We start from the raw sequence: 17,495 nt of genomic DNA, 5'->3' as shown, positions 1-17,495 counted from the left end.
GGTGCGGCCGCTCGAGGTCTGCGACCCTGGGGGAAGTGCGGTGCTCCTCGGCGAGCCGACCGCGTGAGCCGACAGGGAGAGACCGATGGCCGGACGGTTCGAGGCGACGGTCGTGATCGACCGCCCCGTCGAGGAGGTGTTCGCCTTCCTCGCGGACGGTGAGAACGACCCCGCGTTCAGCCCGAGGGTGCAGCAGATGGCGAAGACGACGGACGGCCCGACCGCCGTCGGCACGGTCTACCGGAGTACGGTCAAGGACGCCGGGATGACCACCCACCGGGAGTTCCGGATCAGCGAGTTCGACCCGCCCCGTCGGATCCGTTGGACGGAGTTGTCGAAGAACCTCGTGACGGCTCCCGAGGGCGGGTACGACGTGGAGCCCGTCGACGGCGGGCGCACCCGGCTGAGGGTCTTCAACACCCTGGAAGGACACGGCCTGGGCAAACTTCTCGTCGGCCTTGCGCTCGCGGCCGCCCGCAAGGACGCGGACGCCTTCGCCGGACGCATCAAGGCGGCCGTCGAGGCTTCCTGACGTCCCGGTTCCACCCGTCGGGCCCGCACACGCCGCGCCGCCCCGCCACGAGCGCCGGTCTGCCGGCACAAAGGACGGCACCGTACGGTCGGCCGGAGGACCGGGCCCCACGACCGCCGTCCGCGTCCGTCGCCGCGGGCCCGGTCCGGGAGACGCCGAACGACTCGATCGTCGCCGCTCGCGTGTGGTTCCGGCCGGACCGTGGATGGGAGCCGAAGGGGGACGCCCTCCGGCTCCGACACGCCGGTCAGGCCCGGCTCGACCGGTGGCGGGCGCGTCCGTTCGGCCCTGTCGGTCCGTGGCGGGCGCGTCGGGTCACCGGGCCTCAGGCGGCGAGGGCCGGCGCCGTGTCCAGCCGCAACCGGACCTGCTTCTCCCCGTCCCCCGAGGCCGTGAGCTCCACTTCGACGGCGAACCCCGAGGCGAGTGCCCTGGCGAGTTCGTCCACGGCGTGGTGGGAACCGGAGAGCTCGGCTGCCACGGATCCTCCGAGGCTGGTCGCCGCCACCGTCCCGACCGGTGCCCGGCACGCCACGTCGTAGGTGGCGATCCAGATCGTGGGGTGGCCGTGGCCGCCCTCATGGGGGTGCTCCTCGACGCCCCGGTCGCAGGGGTACGCCGTGTGCAGCGCGCCGAAGACCGCGTCCGCGTCCTCCGGCTTGCCGCTGATCTGCACCGATACTTCATGGTGGTGCTCGGGAACGGTCACGGTGATCGCCGTCCTCTCTCACGCTGGTCCCGGGGCCGGCACGGTGCCCGGGCGGCGGCTCTCCTCCAAGGTCGCACGCCACGGCCCGTACGGCACGGTCTGTGGTTTCGACGGCACGGGTAGGCCCACGGCAAGGGCAAGGGCAAGGGCAAGGGCAAGGGCAAGGGCAAGGGCCCGCGGGACGGCCGCGTGCCCGACACGCCTCAACCGCCCGGCAGCTCACGCGTGCGTGTCCAGCGCAACAGCTGCTGCACGCCCCAGGTGTTGATCACGCGGTCCTCCGGCACACCGCATTCCTCGGCTCGAGCGCAGCCGTTGATCAGCCAGTCGAGCTGTCCGGGGGCGTGGGCGTCGGAATCGACGGCGAAGAGCACCCCGGCCTGCACCGCCCGGCGCAGCAGTCGCCGAGGGGGATCCAGGCGGTCCGGACGGCAGTTGATCTCCACGGCCGTCCCGTATTCGCCGCACGCCGCGAAGACACGGTCCGCGTCGAACACGGACTCGGGACGGCCGCGCCCCGCAACCAGCCGCCCCGTGCAGTGACCCAACACGTCCACCAGCGGACTGCGGACGGCCGTGATCATCCTTCGGGTCATCGGCCGGGCCTCCATGCGGAGCTTGGAGTGGACGGAGGCGACGACCAGGTCCAACCGGTCCAGGAGCTCCGGTTCCTGGTCGAGGGTCCCGTCCGGGAGGATGTCGCACTCGATGCCGGTGAGCAGGCGGAACGGCGCCCAGGTCCGGTTGAGCTCGGCCACCGCGTCCAGTTGTTCGCGCAAACGGCCCGCCGAGAGCCCGCGTGCGACCGTCAGCCGGGGGGAGTGGTCGGTGAGCACGGCCCACTCGTGGCCGAGGTGCGCCGCGGTGCGTCCCATCGCCTCGATGGGACTGCCCCCGTCCGACCAGTCCGAATGCAGGTGGCAGTCGCCGCGCAGCGCCGCTCGTAGCCGGGCGCCCCCGCCGCCCTGCGGAGCCGGAGCCTGCGCGTCGTCCATCATCTGGAGCTTGTGCAGGTACGCGGGGACCCCGCCGGCCAGGGCCTCGCGCACGACCTGCGCGGTCTTCGGCCCGATCCCGCGCACCGTCTCCAGCGAGCCGGCCGCCGCACGTTCCCGGGTCTGTTGCTCGCCCAGTGCGCTGACGGCGGCAGACGCCGTCCGGAAGGCCCGCACCCGGTACGTCGGAACTCCGTCGCGTTCCAGTAGGAACGCGATCCGGTCCAGCGCCTCCACCGGATCCACGGCGGGCCCCGGCACCGTGCGACCGCCGTCAGGTCTGCCTCGGCGCCCCGGAAGGCGCGGGCGGTCCGAACACGGACGGGACACCGTCAGCCGGGTCCCTGCACCAGTCGTCAGCCGGGTCCCAGCGCCAGGGGATGCCGCGGCCGCGGGCGGACCCGTTCCCGTTGTGCTCGAAGTCCGTCGAGGGCCCGAACACCACCGCGCGGACGAGGAGTCCGACGCCGGCGGCGGACACGGCCTCCGCCGGGACGTCGAGAACGGCGAACGCGGCCGGTGCGCGGCCCCCGTCGGGGTGCACGAGGACGGTCGTGGCACCGGGCGGATGCAGCGACGGCCTCCTGCGGGCCCCGAACACCGTCTGCCGGGGCGTCCGGCCGACGAAGCCGCGGGCCTGCTCGACGCCGTCGAGCCGGAAACCACCAAATGCCCTGCTGCTACCCGACATCGCTGTCGCCTTCCGCTCCGGTCACGCCGTTGTCGTGTCCCGTCTTGCGGTACGGCCGGCCAAGGCCGTACCCCCATCCTCCTCCCGGGCGTCCCCCCGGGCGACCGACGCGCACGTCCGGTCCACCGCGCCAGGGATCCCGTGGGGTCAGCCCCTCCCTGATCTGGAGGAGTGCGGCGGGATCGGCGTCCGAACCCTCAGCGGCCCCCGTCCAGGAACGTGCGGAGCCGGTCGAGGAACACGCGCTGTCCTGGGACGAGGAGCTGCCCGGCGCGCTCCGGCGAGAACCAGCCGACCCGGTCGATCTCGGGGAACTCGCACAGCACGCCGGACCGCGGAGGCCACTCCATGCGGAACGTGCCAGGCACGATCCGGTCCGGATCCACATCACCCTCGACCGCCCAGATCGTCACGATCTTCCCGTTGCGCTGGACGCTCTCCCCGAGCGGGATCCGCTCCCCGTCGGGCGGCGGAACCCCGAGTTCCTCCTCGAACTCCCGGTACGCGGCGGCCTCGGGCAGTTCCTGCGGACCGTACTCGCCCTTCGGGATCGACCAGGCGCCCGCGTCCTTCGCCGCCCAGAACGGACCGCCCATGTGTCCGATCAGCACCTCGAGGCCCGGGTCGGCGACCCGGAAGAGCAGCAGACCAGCACTCCGTTTGTCCGACATGACGTCGAGTCTGGTGCCGCCCGCAGCGCACCGCCAGGGGGTGGGGGTCCCCACTCACCCCACCAGGTCCATCACGGTGGACAGGTCGACGGTGTCGCTCGCCGGCGGGGTCGCCGTGGGAACCGGCTCGTCGTAGTCGGTGAAGTCGACCGTCGCCTTGGCCGCGCCGGCGCTGGTCACGACCAGCCGCACCGGGTAGTGCTTGCCCTCGGTCGCGACGTACAGCGTCAGCGTCCTGCCGGCGTGCTTGCCCGTGACGGGGATCGCCGGGGTCCCGTCGACCTCGGTCTTCGCGCCCTTGGTCAGGGGGACCTGCGTGTCCTCGGCGCCCGTGAGCCGGTCGAGGAAGGTGTCGAGGTCGCACACGTCGGCCAGGCCCTCGAGCACGCTGTCGTTCGTGGAACCGCGCAGGTAGCGGTCGCCGAAGAGTTTCTGCGCCTCCTCGCCGTTCCCCGGCACCTGGCTCTTCCAGAAGGCCGCGTCCGGCTTCAACCACACCGTCTCGCCGCGCTTGATGATCTCCACGGACCCCTTGGAACCCATGCTCACGGTGCCGGCGCAGTTGCCCGCGCGGTCCAGACTGAGGTCCAGCTCGTCGGGTGCGTGCGGGTGGCGCAGATCGCCCGTGCTGGAGATGTGCACCGACCGGGCGTCCAACAGGGCTTCCCTGGCCTCGTCGGCGATCTGCCGTGCGGTCAACGAAGTGATGTCGTCGTCGGCCTGGGCTCCTGTCGCGCCGCCGGCCGCGAGTGCGACGGCGACGAGCGCGGTGAGGCACGCGGACGCCCGTGCGGAGCGGCGCTGTCCGGTCACGTCGCCTCCCTGGAGGAATGGCCCGGGGCAGCTGATCCGTACCCTGACGAGCCTACGTCGCGCACCCGCCGCCTGCTCGTTCGGCGGGCGTCGGGACTCCCCACGTGAGGCAGTCGGCCGGGAGGAGCGCCCGACCGGATCCGCGGACCGGAGGGAGCGACAGCACAGCCGCGTTGCGCCGACGCGCACCCCGCGGCAGGGTCGTAGGTGCCGGCCGAAGGAGGACACGCTCATGCCCATCGCCACCGTGAACCCCGCGACCGGCGAGACGCTCAAGACCTTCGAGCCCCTCGGACCCGAAGAGCTCGAGAGCCGCCTGGCCGCCGCCCATGAGGCGTTCCGCGCCTACCGCACCACCGGGTTCGGCGAGCGCGCCCGGATGCTGAAGCGGGCCGCCGCCCTGCTGGAGGAGGACCAGGACGACATCGCCCGCACCATGACCACCGAGATGGGGAAGACGCTCGCCGCGGCCAGGGCCGAGGCGGCGAAGTGCGTGAAGGCGATGCGCTGGTACGCCGACCACGCCGAGGAACTGCTGGCCGACGAGTACCCGTCCGAGGCCGACGTGGTGGACGCGGGCGCGTCGCAGGCGAGGGTCCACTACCGGCCGCTCGGCGTGATCCTCGCCGTGATGCCGTGGAACTTCCCCCTCTGGCAGGTCGTACGCTTCGCGGCGCCCGCCCTGATGGCGGGGAACACCGGGCTCCTCAAGCACGCTTCGAACGTTCCGCAGACAGCGCTCTACCTGGGGTACCTCTTCAACCGGGCAGGCTTCCCCGAAGGCTGCTTCCAGACCCTGCTGATCGACTCCCGTGCGGTCGAGGGAGTGCTCCGCGACCCCCGCGTCGCCGCGGCGACGCTCACCGGCAGCGAGCCCGCCGGTCGATCGGTCGCCTCGATCGCCGGGGACGAGGTCAAGAAGACGGTCCTGGAGCTGGGCGGCAGCGATCCGTACGTCGTGATGCCCTCCGCCGACGTGGACCGGGCCGCGCGGACCGCGGTCACCGCACGGGTCCAGAACAACGGGCAGTCGTGCATCGCGGCCAAGCGCTTCATCGTCCACGAGGACGTCTACGACGGTTTCACGGAACGGTTCGCCGCCAGGATGGAGGCACTGACCGTGGGGGACCCGCTGGAGGAGTCCACCGACATCGGGCCGCTCGCCACCGAACAGGGCCGTGCGGACCTGGAGGAACTCGTGGACGACGCCCTGCGGCTCGGCGCGGAGGCGCTGTGCGGCGCGGCACGCCCCGAGGACCGGCCACGCGGCTGGTTCTACCTCCCCACCGTGCTCACCGGCATCACCCCGCAGATGCGTATCGACCGCGAGGAGGCCTTCGGGCCGGTCGCGACGGTGTACCGGGTCGCCGACCTCGACGAGGCGGTCTCCGTCGCCAACAGCACGCCGTTCGGACTCAGTTCGAACGTCTGGACGCGTGACGCCGGCGAAATGGAGAGGTTCGTGCGCGACGTGGAAGCGGGCGGCGTGTTCTTCAACGGAATGACGGCTTCCCACCCGGCGATGCCCTTCGGCGGTGTCAAGCGGTCCGGATACGGACGGGAACTTTCCGGGCACGGCATCAAGGAGTTCTGCAACGCGACCACCGTCTGGACCTCGGCCTGAGTCCTGGCGGCCCGCCCCACCCCTCTCCGGCGTCGTCCTCGTGACCGTGCGGCGGTTCGTCGACCGTCGTGGGCAGCACGCCGTCCTCGTACGGGAAGGCCCGTGGGCGGGCGGGGATCGCCCAGGGCATCATCCGACGACGGACCGGCGCGCGGTGACGGCCGCGCTCCGGTCCGCCGTTCGTGCCGCGCGAACCGTGGGCAGGAAGACACCGCAGCGAGGTGCGGACGACGAGGAGCAGATCGATCATGGAGCGGCAGACGGGCTGGCAGTTTCTCGACGACCGTGGCCACATGGCGACGGCGGACCGGCGTCCGGTGAGGGTCGTCGCCTACGTGCAGGCCGGGGCGACCCTCTTCGACCACGGGATACGTCCGGTGGCGCTCTACGGCTCCCACCACGACGCCGCGGGGCCGGACCGGACCAAGACGGGAGCCCTGCCGCTCGAGGGCATCGCGTACCTCGGGTCCGGTGCGGCACTCGGCGCGGACGTCCTGCTCGGTACGCGCCCGGATCTGGTCCTCGCCGTCAGCTACGGCGGGGGCCAGGTGTACGGGCTGGCCCCGGAGACAGCCAAGCAGGTGGAGGAGCGTGTGCCCCTGGTGGTGCTCGACGTCGGGCCGGGGCGGGCCCCCGCCGACGTACGCACCCGGTTCACCGCGCTCGCGCGCGCCCTCGGCGCCGGAGAGTCAGACTCGGGCGCGGCGGCGCTCGGCCACGCCGCCGACCGGCTGCGTGCCGCGGCGCGACGCTGCGTCGCCCCACCGGTGGTGCTCGCACTCTCCCCGGCCTCCGCCGACGGCGCCCACCTGGCCAAGCCGGCTTCCTGGCCCGACCTCCGGGAGCTGACCGGGCTCGGTCTGCACCTGGTGGCTCCGGAGGGCGGGCCGAGTTCCAACTGGTTCACCACCGACTGGTCGTACGTCGCACGGGCCGAGCCCCGGGTCGTCCTCGTCGACGTGCGGGCCAATGCCTACCCCCTCGCCGCGCTGCGGGACGACACCGCGTGGCGGGCCGCGGTGGCGGGGGCCGTGATCGTCCCGTGGAACCCGGAAGCACCGTGCAGCGAAGCCGCCCACGCCCGGTTCTTCGACGAGGTCGCCGACGCCGTCGAGGCGTGCCGGAACGGCGGATCGGGCGGTGTGCGCGGTCCCGAGGGCGCCGGCGGTTGATCGTGAGGGGCGCCGCCTCCCGACAGTCCGTCCGTCATCGGCCGTTCTCCGCCGGCCCCGGATGCGGGGGCGGCCTGGCTGCAGGACGAGCGGGACGTGCCCGGGGTCGGCCGCGGCGGGTGCAACCGCCGCGGCGGTCGGTTCACTTCGTGGGGAAGTAGCCGAGCTGCTTCAGCAGTCCCAACTGGTCCTCGACGCCCCACCGCGCGGCGATCTTGCCGTCCGTCACGCGGAACATCGCCATCCCCTGCACGGTCACCCGCTTGCCGGTCGGAGCCACCCCGTGGAACTCCCCCTGGTGCGTGCCGGTGAAGGTGAACCGCTCCGCGACCGTCGGACCTTCGGCCACGAGCTCGTCGATGGCACAGGCGAGGTCCGGGAACCCCTTGCGCATGGCCGAGAAGACGGCCTTCACACCCTCGATCCCCGGCGCCACACCGGCCATCTTGCTGTCGAACTGCACATCGGGGTGCACGAGGTCCTTCAGCGCTGCGTAGTTGCCTTGGTTGACGACCTCTTCACTGAATCTGCGGATCACGCTCTTGGGCGAGACCTCGCTCGCCCGATCGGCTCCTGACATGGCTGCACTCTCTCGTCGGTGCTCGGTGCCTCGACGCTGAACCGGCACGATGCACAGGAAACGGACGTTCCCCGGCGCACACGATAGGGACGCGGCCCGAGAGCGACCACGACCGTCCGGCGATGTCCACGGCCTGTACCCGGATGGCCGGGTCGGCGGTACGGGGCGTACGAGGCTGCACGCCGTGCTGTGCCGGGGCGCAGGGAGCGTCGGCACGGCACCCCGTCAGGCGTCCGCATCCTCGCGGTGCATCGGCGGCGCGTCGGGAGTGCCGGCCGCGCCGCCGAAGAGCACCGCCCGCGCCACCTTCGGTGCGAACAGCGCGTTCACGGGCGCGGTGAGGGTCAGGACGGACCGGAAGGCCGCACCCACCAAGGCGTCGGACGGGTAACGCTGCTGAACGCGTCTCATGTACCAGGCGACGGGACGGTCGACCGCCCGTCGGCCGAGTGCGTTGCCCACCGCGCCCGGCATCTTCCGGTCCGCGCCGGCAGAGATGTCCCAGGCCTGCCGCGATGCTTCGAACAACGCCTGCTGGACGCGGTGCGTCGTCGGGGTGCGGCGTGCGTCGGCCAGCGCGTCGCGCAGGGCCACCGCGCCCATCGCGGCCACGGCCATGCCCTGACCGTAGATCGGGTTGAACGTGCAGAGCGCGTCGCCGGTGGCCAGGAACCCGGCCGGACGACGGCCGGGACGGTCGTACCGGCGCCGCAGGTTCGAGGTGCGGCGGAAGCCGAAAGGGGCGGTCTCCGGCTCCGCATCGAGGAGCCACTCGTGGATGAACGGGTGCGGAAGCCTCGAGGCGAACGCGGTGAACCCGGCGGCGTCCGTCGGCGGTTCGTCACCCCGCAGGCCGGACAGAACCACCATGTGGCGGCCGTCCTCCAGCGGAAGCACCCCGCCGCCGTACACCTGGGCGGGGTCGGGGACGACGTAGCAGCCGAGCGCATCGCTGCCCAGGTGGGGGCTCTTGTTGCGGTAGATGCGGGAGGCGTACGCGAGGCCGGTGTCGATCGTCTCCTCCTCCGGGGGCTCGGCACCGACCGCCGCCAGCCACTGCGGGGCCCGCGATGCCCGCCCGGAGGCGTCCACGACCAGGTCCGCCCGCAGCGGGTACGGCTCGGTGTCGGTGCTGCCGCCCCGTTCGCGCAGCATCACGCCGCGGACCCGACGGGCATCGCCCAGCAGGCCCACGGCCTCCGTGGAGTCGATGGTGGTGATCACCGGATTGGCCACCACCCGCTCGCGGACCAGGTGCTCGATCTGACCGCGAGATCCCGTATAGATGTACGTGGTGGCCTGCGTCCTGCGGAACCAGCGGCCGTTCTGCCACTGCACCATGTCGGCGGGCATACCCACACGGGGCGCGCCCGCCGCCCTCAATTCGGCCATGAAGCCGGGCAGCAGTGCATCCAGGGCGAGTTGTCCGCCCTCCAGCAGCACGTGGGCGTGCCGCCCCTGCGGTACACCGGGACGCGAGTCAGGGCCGTCCGGGCAACGGTCCCGCTCAACGACCGTCACCTTGTCCGCATGGCCGGCGAGCACCTGTGCCGCCAGCAGCCCGGCGAGGCTGCCCCCCACGACGACGGCGTGGCGCCCGCGCGCCCCCTGCTGCCATCCGCCCGTCTCCCGCGCTTCGTTCACCGTGTCCGCCCCTCGTCGTCGGCGACTTGATCCGGGCCGACCAGTATTCCGGCTGGGCGCCGGAAGATCACGAACGCCCAGCCGCGGACACCGGCTGTGGTATAGGCGATGCAGCCGCCGGCTCCCGCCGGGTCACCGGCCCAGTTCCGCCAGCGCATGGGTCAGCCAGCCGATCCAGAACCGTTCCAGGTCGATGCCACCGCGCAGCACGACATGGCGCAGACGGTCTTCGGGGGCGTCCCGCTCCGGTGGGAAGTGCCGCTCCTCGATGTCGAGGTACTCCGCCAACTGGCTCTCGTGGAGCGTGAGGTGGCGCCGCAGCTCGGCTTCGAGCCCGTCGGCCCCCACCACGGCGGCCGCCCGCAACCGCAGCAGCAGGGCGTCCCGGATCGGTTTGGGGTCCTCGGTCCTGCCCACCCATTCCGCCAGTTCCGCACGGCCCGCGGGCAGTACCTCGTACTCCTTGCGCCCGCCGCGGGTGGGCTGGGCGGAGGGCAGGGCACGGATGTGCCCCGCCTCCTCCAACTTCCCCAGCTCCCGGTAGATCTGTTGGTGCGTGGCCGACCAGAAGTAGCCGATCGACCGGTCGAAGCGGCGGGTCAGCTCCAGACCGGAGGACGGCTTCTCCAGGAGTGCGGTGAGGATGGCGTGCGGGAGTGACATGAGCGCATCCTAAGGACGGTCCCTAGACCGTCGCCGCCAGCCGGGTTCCCTGGTCGATGGCGCGCTTGGCGTCGAGTTCCGCGGCGACGTCCGCACCGCCGATGAGGTGCGCGGTCACCCCCGCGGCGGTCAGCTCCTCGTACAGGTCTCGGCGTGGTTCCTGCCCCGCGCAGAGGACGACGGTGTCCACGGCGAGCGTCGAGGACACGCCGTCGACGGTGATGTGGAGGCCCTCGTCGTCGATCCGGTCGTAGGTGACCCCAGCGACCATCGCGACACCGCGGTGCTTGAGTTCCGTCCGGTGGATCCAGCCCGTCGTCTTGCCGAGGCCCGCGCCGACCTTCGTCGTCTTGCGCTGCAACAGGTGGACCGTGCGCGGGGGCTTCGGGCGTTCGGGGGCCCGCAGCCCGCCGGGAGCCGTGTAGTCCGTGTCCACGCCCCACTCCCGGAAGTAGGTCTCCGGATCCAGGCTCGCCCCTTGGCCCCCGTCGGTGAGGTACTCCGCGACGTCGAACCCGATGCCCCCCGCACCGATGACGGCCACCCGGTCACCGACCTCGGCGCCGCCACGCAGCACGTCGAGGTAGCTGACGACGCTGGCGTGGTCGACGCCCTCGATCGCCGGGGTACGGGGTGTGACGCCCGTGGCCACGACGACCTCGTCGAAGCCGGTGAGCAGCTCCGGCGTCACCCGCGTCGCGAGCCGGACGTCGACTCCGCGCAGCGCCAACTGGGTGCGGAAGTAGCGGAGGGTCTCCTCGAACTCCTCCTTGCCGGGCACCTTCTTGGCGATGTTGAGCTGTCCGCCGATCTCGTCGGCGGCGTCGAAGAGGGACACGTGGTGTCCGCGCTCGGCCGCCGACACCGCGAAGGCGAGCCCGGCGGGGCCGGCGCCGACGACCGCGAGCCGCTTGGCCAGCCGGGTGGGGGAGAGGACCAGCTCCGTCTCGTGGCAGGCGCGCGGGTTCACCAGACAGGACGTGATCTTCCCGCTGAACGTGTGGTCCAGGCATGCCTGATTGCAGCCGATGCAGGTGTTGATCGTCTCGGCGCGGCCCTGACGGGCCTTGTCCACGAACTCCGGGTCGGCGAGGAACGGCCGCGCCATGGACACCATGTCGGCCCGCCCCTCGGCGAGCAGCCGCTCGGCCACCTCGGGCGTGTTGATGCGGTTGCTGGTGACCAGCGGCACCGACACGGCGCCCATCAGCCGCCGCGTCACCCACGTGTACGCGCCGCGCGGCACCGAGGTCGCGATGGTCGGGATGCGGGCCTCGTGCCAGCCGATGCCCGTGTTGATGATCGTCGCGCCCGCGGCTTCGACCGCCTTGGCCAACTGGACGACCTCTTCCAGGGAGGAGCCGCCGGGGACCAGGTCCAGCATGGACAGGCGGTAGATCAGGACGAAGTCCTCCCCGACCCGCTCCCGGGTGCGGCGGATGATCTCCAACGGGAAGCGGACGCGGTTCTCGTAGCAGCCGCCCCAGCGGTCGGTGCGCTGGTTCGTCGCACTCGCGATGAACTCGTTGATCAGATAGCCCTCGGAACCCATGATCTCGACGCCGTCGTACCCGGCGGACTTCGCCAGCTCCGCCGCCCGTGCGTAGTCCTCGATCGTCTGCTCGACCTCGTCGTCGGTGAGGGCGTTGGGGACGAAGGGGCTGATGGGGGCTTGGATCGCGCTGGGCGCGACCAGCTGCGGGTGGTAGGCGTACCGGCCGAAGTGCAGGATCTGCATGGCGATGCGCCCGCCCGCCGCGTGCACCGCGTCGGTGACGATCCGGTGCTGCGCGGCCTCCGCCTCGGTGGTGAGCTTGGCGCCGCCCTCGTACGGGCGTCCCTGGTCGTTCGGCGCGATGCCGCCGGTCACGATCAGTCCGACGCCGCCGCGCGCGCGGGCGGCGTAGAAGGCGGCCATGCGTTCGAAGCCGTTCTCGGCCTCCTCCAGGCCGATGTGCATCGAGCCCATCAGCACCCGGTTGGGCAGCGTGGTGAACCCGAGGTCGAGCGGGCTCAGCAGGTGCGGGTACGGGGTCGGGGTCATCGGGGCGCCTCCTCGCGCAGCGTTGCGTCGACCCCCTTTTTGTAGACGCCCCAGCCCCATTATGCAACTAGTTGCACAATGGGGCTGGGGTGATGTGCGCTACGCCGGTGCTGCCCAGCGGTCCAACTCCTCAGGGGTCCGCGGACCATCCGCGTCCGCCCCGAGCAGCCCATACCTGCGCAGCACCCCGGTAGCTGCCATCGCCCACGGCCGGCGCAAGCGGGCCGCCTCCAGCAGCTCCCGGTCGGCGAGGAGCGCGGCGACCGGGCCCGTCCGCAGGCCGGCGGGGGACAGGACGGCCGCGTCGTCCGCCCACCGCAGGGCGAGGTCCACGTCGTGGGTGGCCATCACCACGGTCGTTCCGGTCGCCCGCAGGCCGTCCAACGCCTCGAGCAGTCGCTCCTGGCCGTGGGGGTCGAGACCCGCCGTCGGCTCGTCCAGCACGAGCACCCGGGGCCGCATCGCCACCGCGCCGGCGATCGCGGCCCGCTTGCGCTGGCCGTACGAGAGCAGATGGGTCGGCCGGTCCCGGAGCGCGTCGATGTCCAGCGCGTCGAGGGCCCCGTCGACCCGGGCGCGTACCTCGGCTTCCGGAAGGCCGAGGTTCATCGGCCCGAACGACACGTCCTGGCCGACCGACGCGGCGAACAACTGGTCGTCCGGATCCTGCACGACCAGCTGCACGGTCGTCCGCAGCCGGGTCAGCCCCGCCCGGTCGTACGTGACGGGCTCGCCGTCCAGCAGCAGGCGTCCCCGGCTGCAGCGCAGCCCCCCGCTCAGCAGCCGCATCAGGGTCGTCTTGCCGCTGCCGTTCCGTCCGAGCAGGGCCAGCGACCGGCCCTCGGCGACGGTGAAGTCGACCCCGCTGAGCACGGGCGGACCGTCCGGGTAGGCGAAGCCGGCACCGGCCAGCTCCACCACGGCCGGCGGGCGGGTGGTCGTGCTCATGGAAGGAACCTTTCCAGGACGAGGGTGAGGATGACGATCCCCGTGAGCAGCCCGGCGGCGGCCGCGAGGAAGCGGGGCGACACCGCCGCGGGGGGCACCAGGACCCGCAGCGTCCCGTCGTAGCCGCGCCCGGCGAGGCCCGACTGCAGCCGTTGGGCCCGGTCGAAGGCGCGCACGAATGCGGTCGCCGCGAGGCCCGCGAGGGATCGCCAGGCCGCCGTGTGACTGGTGTGGCCCAGCCGCGCCGCCTGTGCCTGGCGGACGCGGTGCACGGCGTCCAGCAGCAGGAAGCTGATCCGGTACATGACGACCGCCACGTCCACCACGGGCGCCGGAACCCCCGCGCGCACCAGCCGGGGCAGCACGTCGGACACGGGAGTGGTGAACGCGAACAGCAGCACCCCGAGGGAAGCGGCAGACGTGCGCAGCAGCAGTCGGAGTGCGTGCAACGGCCCGTCGGGCGCGAGCGCCACCCACCCGTCCGGCCCGCCGACTGCGAACAGCAACGGCACCGCCCCCGTCACGCAGAACCCCAGGGGGATGCGCCAGGCCCGCCAGAGCTGCCGGGGCGCGACCCCTGCAGGACCCAGCAGGACCACGAGCGTGCCGGCGGCGACCAGCACGGCACCGGGCCACGGTGGCAGTGCGACGGCGCACAAGGTCAGCCCGAGCGCGAGTACGGCCTTCTCACCCGGATGGCGGCGGCGCCAGCGACTGCTGTGCGCCGCCGCGTCGATCGGCAGCATCGGCGATCAGGTCGCGGTGCTGCCGGCGCCGGAGCCCGCGTGGGCGTCCTTCGCCGCGGCCGCAGCGGCACGGACCTCACCCTGGCGACGCCCCCTGCGCAGACCGAAGTAGTACGCCAGCACCCCGGCGCCGAGGGCAGCCTGAAGGGCGAACAGCGCGGACTCGATCTCTCCGGACGGCGGTTCGTACAACGGTGAGAACCAGGGCTCGTAATGCGGTGCCATCTCCGTGATCGCCGTTTCCGCCTGGGCGTCGGCGCCGGTGAACGGCTCTTCCTTGTCGTCTCCGAGGCCGAGTACGAGCGGGAGCACGGCCAGCGCGGCCACAGCGATCAGCAACAGCGTATTGATCTTCGCGTGACGTGTCATCGGGCCACGGCCTCCTTCTCCTCGTCCCGGCTCTGGAGCAGCACGCCCAGTCGGGTCAGTTCACTCTTGCTGGACTGCACCAGCAACCGCGTCACCAGCACGGTGAGCAGTCCCTCGCTGACCGCCAGCGGGATCTGGGTGAGCGCGAAGATGCCGCCGAACTTGCCCAGGGCACCGAGGAATCCGCTGCTCGGGTCGGGGAACGCGAGCGCCAGTTGCACGCTGGTGACGCAGTAGGTGGAAAGGTCCGCCATGAACGCACCGAAGAACACCGCCACCATCAACGGCAGTTCGAAACGCCGAAGGAGCCGGTAGGCCCCGTAGCCCACCCAGGGGCCGACGATCGCCATCGAGAAGACGTTCGCGCCGAGCGTGGTGAGGCCGCCGTGGGCCAGCAACAGCGCCTGGAACAGGAGGGTGACGGTGCCCAGCACCGCCATGATCGGGGGCCTGAAGAGGATCGCGCCCAGGCCCGTGCCGGTGGGGTGCGAGCAACTCCCGGTCACCGACGGGATCTTGAGTGCGGACAGGACGAACGTGAAGGCGCCGGACGCCCCGAGCAGCAGCGTGGACTCGGGATGCGCCCTCACCTCCCTGCTGAGCGCTCGTGCTCCGTGGACGACGAAGGGGGCGGATGCGACGCCCCAGGCGGCCGCGTGCAGCGGGGGCAGATACCCCTCGGCTATGTGCATGGTCGGGAGACCTCTCCAACACCTCGTGGATGGACGACACGCCCTGGCCGGTCTCCTGGCTGACGGGTCCTGCCGCCCGAGCCCCGCCTTCCCGGACGCCGCGGTCTCCCGCGGGGTGTCCAGTGGCTTCCTCGCGGAGGGGGCCGGACTTCCCGATCACAGTGGCGAGGGCCGCACCGGTTCCGCACCGGTTTCCCGTCACCAAGGCGGTGCGACACTAGTGTGTTGACCACCTACATCACAAACCGCGCACGGTTGTGCGGGTATCACACCTTGCGGTAGCCGTACGCCTCTTGTGCAGCTGCCTCCACCGCGTCCAGATCCCCGCCCGCTGACGCGGTGACCACCGCGGCAACCGCACCCTCCACGAACGGGGCGTCCACGAGACGGGTCGCCTCGGGCAGCTCGTCGCCCTCGGCGAGCAGGGCCTTCACCGTCAGGACGGCACTGCCGAGATCGGCCAGGACGGCCACGCCCGCGCCCCGGTCGACCTGCCGCGCCGCGGCGGCGACGAGCTCCGAGCTGGTGCCCAGCCCCCCGTCCGGGGTACCGCCGGCGGGCGCGACCGGCACCGACGGGGCCCCGCCCGCGAGCCCTCGGGCGAGGTCGGCGACGGCCGAGGCGAGCTGGGCGCTGTGTGACACGAGGACGATGCCGACCTGGCTCATCGCGCCGCCTCCTCCAGCGCCGCGATCAGCAACGCGGACGACGTCGCCCCCGGGTCCTGGTGCCCGATGCTCCGCTCGCCGAGATAGCTCGCCCTGCCCTTGCGGGCCAGCATGGGTACGGTCGCGAGCGCGCCCTGCTCGGCCGCCTGCTCGGCCGCCGCGAACGACTCGCCGAGGGCTTCGGACGCCGGTTGAAGTGCGTCGAGCATCGTCTTGTCGCCGGCCTGTGCGCCGCCGAGCTGTGCCACCGCGGCCACGCCCGCACGCAGGGCGTCGGCGAGCTGCTCGCGCGACACCTCGGCCGCGTCGCCCAAAGCCTTGCCGGTCCGCCGCAACAGCGTCCCGTACAGCGGTCCTGACGCCCCGCCGACCGTCGAGATCAACTGCCTTCCGGACAGTGCCAGTACGGCTCCGGGAGTGTCGGGGGCCTCCCTGTCCAGGGCGTCTACGACGGCGGCGAAGCCGCGCCTCATGTTGGTGCCGTGGTCCGCGTCCCCGATCGCGGAGTCGAGTTCCGTCAGCCTGACGGCCTCACGGTCCACGGCGGCGGCCCCGGCGGTCATCCACCGGCGAAAGAAACCGGCGTCCAGCACGAGTTCTCCTTCGTCGTGTCCCACGGATCAGCGTCCCCAACGCAGCCCGGGGGTCGCCACTGGAGCGTCCCACAGCCGCAGCAGTTCCTCGTCCGCCTCGCACAGCGTGACCGAGCAGCCCGCCATGTCCAGGGAGGTCACGTAGTTGCCGACGAGGGTGCGGGCCACGGGAACACCGCGCTCGGCCAACACCCGGTGCACCTCCGCGTTGAAGCCGTACAGCTCGAGGAGGGGTGTCGCGCCCATACCGTTGACGAGCAGCAGCACGGGATTCGACGGCTGCAGGTCCTCCAGGACCGCTTCCACCGAGAAGTCCGCGATCTCCCGCGCGGTCATCATCGGACGCCGCTCCCGGCCGGGCTCCCCGTGGATGCCGATGCCCAACTCCAGTTCGCCCGACGGGAGGTCGAAGGTGGGGCTGCCCTTGGCCGGTGTCGTGGGCGCGCTGAGCGCCACGCCGAAGCTGCGCGACCGCTCGTTGACCGTGCGCGCGACGGACTCGACCCGCTCCAGGGGTGCGCCCTCGTCGGCGGCTGCCCCGGCGATCTTCTCGACGAACAGCGTCGCCCCCGTACCCCGCCGGCCCGCGGTGTAGAGGCTGTCCACCACCGCTACGTCGTCGTTCACCAGCACCTTGGCGATCTGGACGCCCTCGTCCTCGGCGAGCTCCTGCGCCATGTCGAAGTTGAGCACGTCACCGGTGTAGTTCTTGACGATGAACAGCACCCCGGCACCGCTGTCCACGGCCGCCGCGGCCCGGGTCATCTGGTCCGGGACCGGCGAGGTGAAGATCTCCCCGGGGCACGCCGCGGAGAGCATCCCGGGGCCGACGAACCCGCCGTGCAGCGGCTCGTGCCCCGATCCGCCCCCGGAGACCAGCGCCACCTTGCCCGCCACGGGTGCGTCGGCCCGGACCACGACGCGGTTCTCGACGTCCACTCTCAGCTCGGGGTGCGCGGCGGCCATCCCCCGCAGGGCATCCGCGACGACGGTCTCCGGGACGTTGATCAGCATCCGCATGGCTACCTCCTGCGTGAGAGTACCGACTCTATGCCGACTCCGCTGACGGCTCATCAGTGCCTGCACGTGTCGTTTCGTGTCTGGTCGCCTGGGTCCAGTATCGACCCGTGCCGTCATGATCACGCAGCGACGGCTCCCGGCGACAGGAGTCGTCGGACGTCGCTTCCGTCCGCCGGGCGCGCCGCCACGGGCCCGCCGGGATCGCACGCATCTCCACGATCAAGGAGACCGCCTGGTCGGGACGGGTTCCGCAGCTGCTCGCTCCGTCGGCGTCGTCCGTTCCGGGCAGTGTCCCGGCCGCGGCACAGCCGGACGTGGTGG

19 protein-coding genes and 1 riboswitch are annotated in these 17,495 nt (G+C 72.2%); of the genes, 3 read left to right on the top strand and 16 right to left on the bottom strand.

Features of this window, described 5'->3' with window-relative positions; all coding sequences use genetic code 11:
• Positions 1–85: 85 nt before the first annotated feature.
• Entirely contained in the window at positions 86–532 is a 447-nt protein-coding gene (locus ACFXOM_RS07955; RefSeq protein WP_385037355.1) for an SRPBCC family protein, read from the top strand.
• 325 nt (positions 533–857) lie between these two features.
• Here the strand turns inward: ACFXOM_RS07955 and ACFXOM_RS07950 are convergent, their stop codons facing one another.
• The 5 genes from ACFXOM_RS07950 to ACFXOM_RS07930 form a co-directional block, all read right to left on the bottom strand.
• Positions 858–1,241 (bottom strand): hypothetical protein, encoded by a 384-nt coding sequence (locus ACFXOM_RS07950; RefSeq protein ID WP_384928479.1) that lies wholly within the window; start codon positions 1,239–1,241, stop codon positions 858–860.
• 203 nt (positions 1,242–1,444) lie between these two features.
• Complete coding sequence (locus ACFXOM_RS07945) at positions 1,445–2,482, bottom strand: PHP domain-containing protein (RefSeq protein WP_385037353.1); 1,038 nt, start codon at positions 2,480–2,482, stop codon at positions 1,445–1,447.
• A 28-nt stretch (positions 2,483–2,510) separates the two neighbouring features.
• Positions 2,511–2,927 carry a hypothetical protein gene (locus ACFXOM_RS07940; RefSeq protein ID WP_385037350.1) on the bottom strand — a complete coding sequence of 139 codons (417 nt, stop codon included), beginning with the start codon at positions 2,925–2,927 and terminating at the stop codon, positions 2,511–2,513.
• A 197-nt stretch (positions 2,928–3,124) separates the two neighbouring features.
• Positions 3,125–3,598, bottom strand: a complete 474-nt coding sequence (locus ACFXOM_RS07935) for an NUDIX domain-containing protein (protein ID WP_384928471.1) — start codon at positions 3,596–3,598, stop codon at positions 3,125–3,127.
• Positions 3,599–3,652: 54 nt separating this feature from the next.
• A complete protein-coding gene (locus tag ACFXOM_RS07930) occupies positions 3,653–4,411 on the bottom strand; it encodes a hypothetical protein (RefSeq protein ID WP_384928468.1) in 759 nt (252 codons plus the stop codon).
• A 232-nt stretch (positions 4,412–4,643) separates the two neighbouring features.
• On the opposite strand from ACFXOM_RS07930, the gene ACFXOM_RS07925 reads away from it, so the two are divergent.
• Both ACFXOM_RS07925 and ACFXOM_RS07920 read left to right on the top strand, forming a co-directional pair.
• A complete protein-coding gene (locus ACFXOM_RS07925; protein ID WP_384928465.1) occupies positions 4,644–6,035 on the top strand; it encodes an NADP-dependent succinic semialdehyde dehydrogenase in 1,392 nt (463 codons plus the stop codon).
• Positions 6,036–6,283: 248 nt separating this feature from the next.
• Positions 6,284–7,207, top strand: coding sequence for an ABC transporter substrate-binding protein (locus tag ACFXOM_RS07920; protein ID WP_384944836.1), 924 nt, complete (start codon positions 6,284–6,286; stop codon positions 7,205–7,207).
• A 142-nt stretch (positions 7,208–7,349) separates the two neighbouring features.
• Here ACFXOM_RS07920 and ACFXOM_RS07915 read toward each other — a convergent pair whose 3' ends face one another.
• The 11 genes from ACFXOM_RS07915 to dhaK form a co-directional block, all read right to left on the bottom strand.
• Positions 7,350–7,787 (bottom strand): ester cyclase, encoded by a 438-nt coding sequence (locus tag ACFXOM_RS07915; RefSeq protein ID WP_384928460.1) that lies wholly within the window; start codon positions 7,785–7,787, stop codon positions 7,350–7,352.
• A 225-nt stretch (positions 7,788–8,012) separates the two neighbouring features.
• Positions 8,013–9,431, bottom strand: a complete 1,419-nt coding sequence (locus ACFXOM_RS07910) for an FAD-dependent oxidoreductase (protein ID WP_384928457.1) — start codon at positions 9,429–9,431, stop codon at positions 8,013–8,015.
• A 132-nt stretch (positions 9,432–9,563) separates the two neighbouring features.
• Positions 9,564–10,094 carry a PadR family transcriptional regulator gene (locus ACFXOM_RS07905; protein WP_384928455.1) on the bottom strand — a complete coding sequence of 177 codons (531 nt, stop codon included), beginning with the start codon at positions 10,092–10,094 and terminating at the stop codon, positions 9,564–9,566.
• Positions 10,095–10,116: 22 nt separating this feature from the next.
• The gene (locus ACFXOM_RS07900; protein ID WP_384944838.1) at positions 10,117–12,138 is read right to left on the bottom strand and encodes an FAD-dependent oxidoreductase; all 2,022 of its coding nucleotides are present in this window, start codon (positions 12,136–12,138) and stop codon (positions 10,117–10,119) included.
• A gap of 99 nt (positions 12,139–12,237) precedes the next feature.
• Positions 12,238–13,086 carry an energy-coupling factor ABC transporter ATP-binding protein gene (locus ACFXOM_RS07895; RefSeq protein WP_384928449.1) on the bottom strand — a complete coding sequence of 283 codons (849 nt, stop codon included), beginning with the start codon at positions 13,084–13,086 and terminating at the stop codon, positions 12,238–12,240.
• The gene (gene cbiQ / locus ACFXOM_RS07890; protein WP_384944839.1) at positions 13,083–13,832 is read right to left on the bottom strand and encodes a cobalt ECF transporter T component CbiQ; all 750 of its coding nucleotides are present in this window, start codon (positions 13,830–13,832) and stop codon (positions 13,083–13,085) included. Before cbiQ ends, ACFXOM_RS07895 begins: the two co-directional genes overlap by 4 nt.
• A 6-nt stretch (positions 13,833–13,838) precedes the next feature.
• Positions 13,839–14,201: an energy-coupling factor ABC transporter substrate-binding protein gene (locus tag ACFXOM_RS07885; protein WP_384928443.1), complete on the bottom strand. Its 363-nt coding sequence runs from the start codon at positions 14,199–14,201 to the stop codon at positions 13,839–13,841.
• Positions 14,198–14,893: an energy-coupling factor ABC transporter permease gene (locus ACFXOM_RS07880; RefSeq protein WP_384928440.1), complete on the bottom strand. Its 696-nt coding sequence runs from the start codon at positions 14,891–14,893 to the stop codon at positions 14,198–14,200. The genes ACFXOM_RS07885 and ACFXOM_RS07880 overlap by 4 nt, the downstream gene beginning before the upstream one ends.
• A gap of 27 nt (positions 14,894–14,920) precedes the next feature.
• Positions 14,921–15,130, bottom strand: a riboswitch (cobalamin riboswitch).
• A gap of 29 nt (positions 15,131–15,159) precedes the next feature.
• On the bottom strand, positions 15,160–15,561 hold the full coding sequence (dhaM, locus tag ACFXOM_RS07875; protein ID WP_384928438.1) for a dihydroxyacetone kinase phosphoryl donor subunit DhaM: 402 nt from the start codon (positions 15,559–15,561) through the stop codon (positions 15,160–15,162).
• On the bottom strand, positions 15,558–16,154 hold the full coding sequence (dhaL, locus tag ACFXOM_RS07870) for a dihydroxyacetone kinase subunit DhaL (protein ID WP_384928998.1): 597 nt from the start codon (positions 16,152–16,154) through the stop codon (positions 15,558–15,560). The genes dhaM and dhaL overlap by 4 nt, the downstream gene beginning before the upstream one ends.
• Before the next feature lie 27 nt (positions 16,155–16,181).
• Positions 16,182–17,174, bottom strand: coding sequence for a dihydroxyacetone kinase subunit DhaK (gene dhaK / locus ACFXOM_RS07865; protein WP_384928995.1), 993 nt, complete (start codon positions 17,172–17,174; stop codon positions 16,182–16,184).
• Positions 17,175–17,495 lie beyond the last annotated feature (321 nt).

This window comes from Streptomyces sp. NPDC059169 (genome assembly GCF_042755225.1).
Classification (GTDB): Bacteria; Actinomycetota; Actinomycetes; order Streptomycetales; family Streptomycetaceae; genus Streptomyces.
This window is presented reverse-complemented; position numbering and strand designations above follow the sequence as displayed.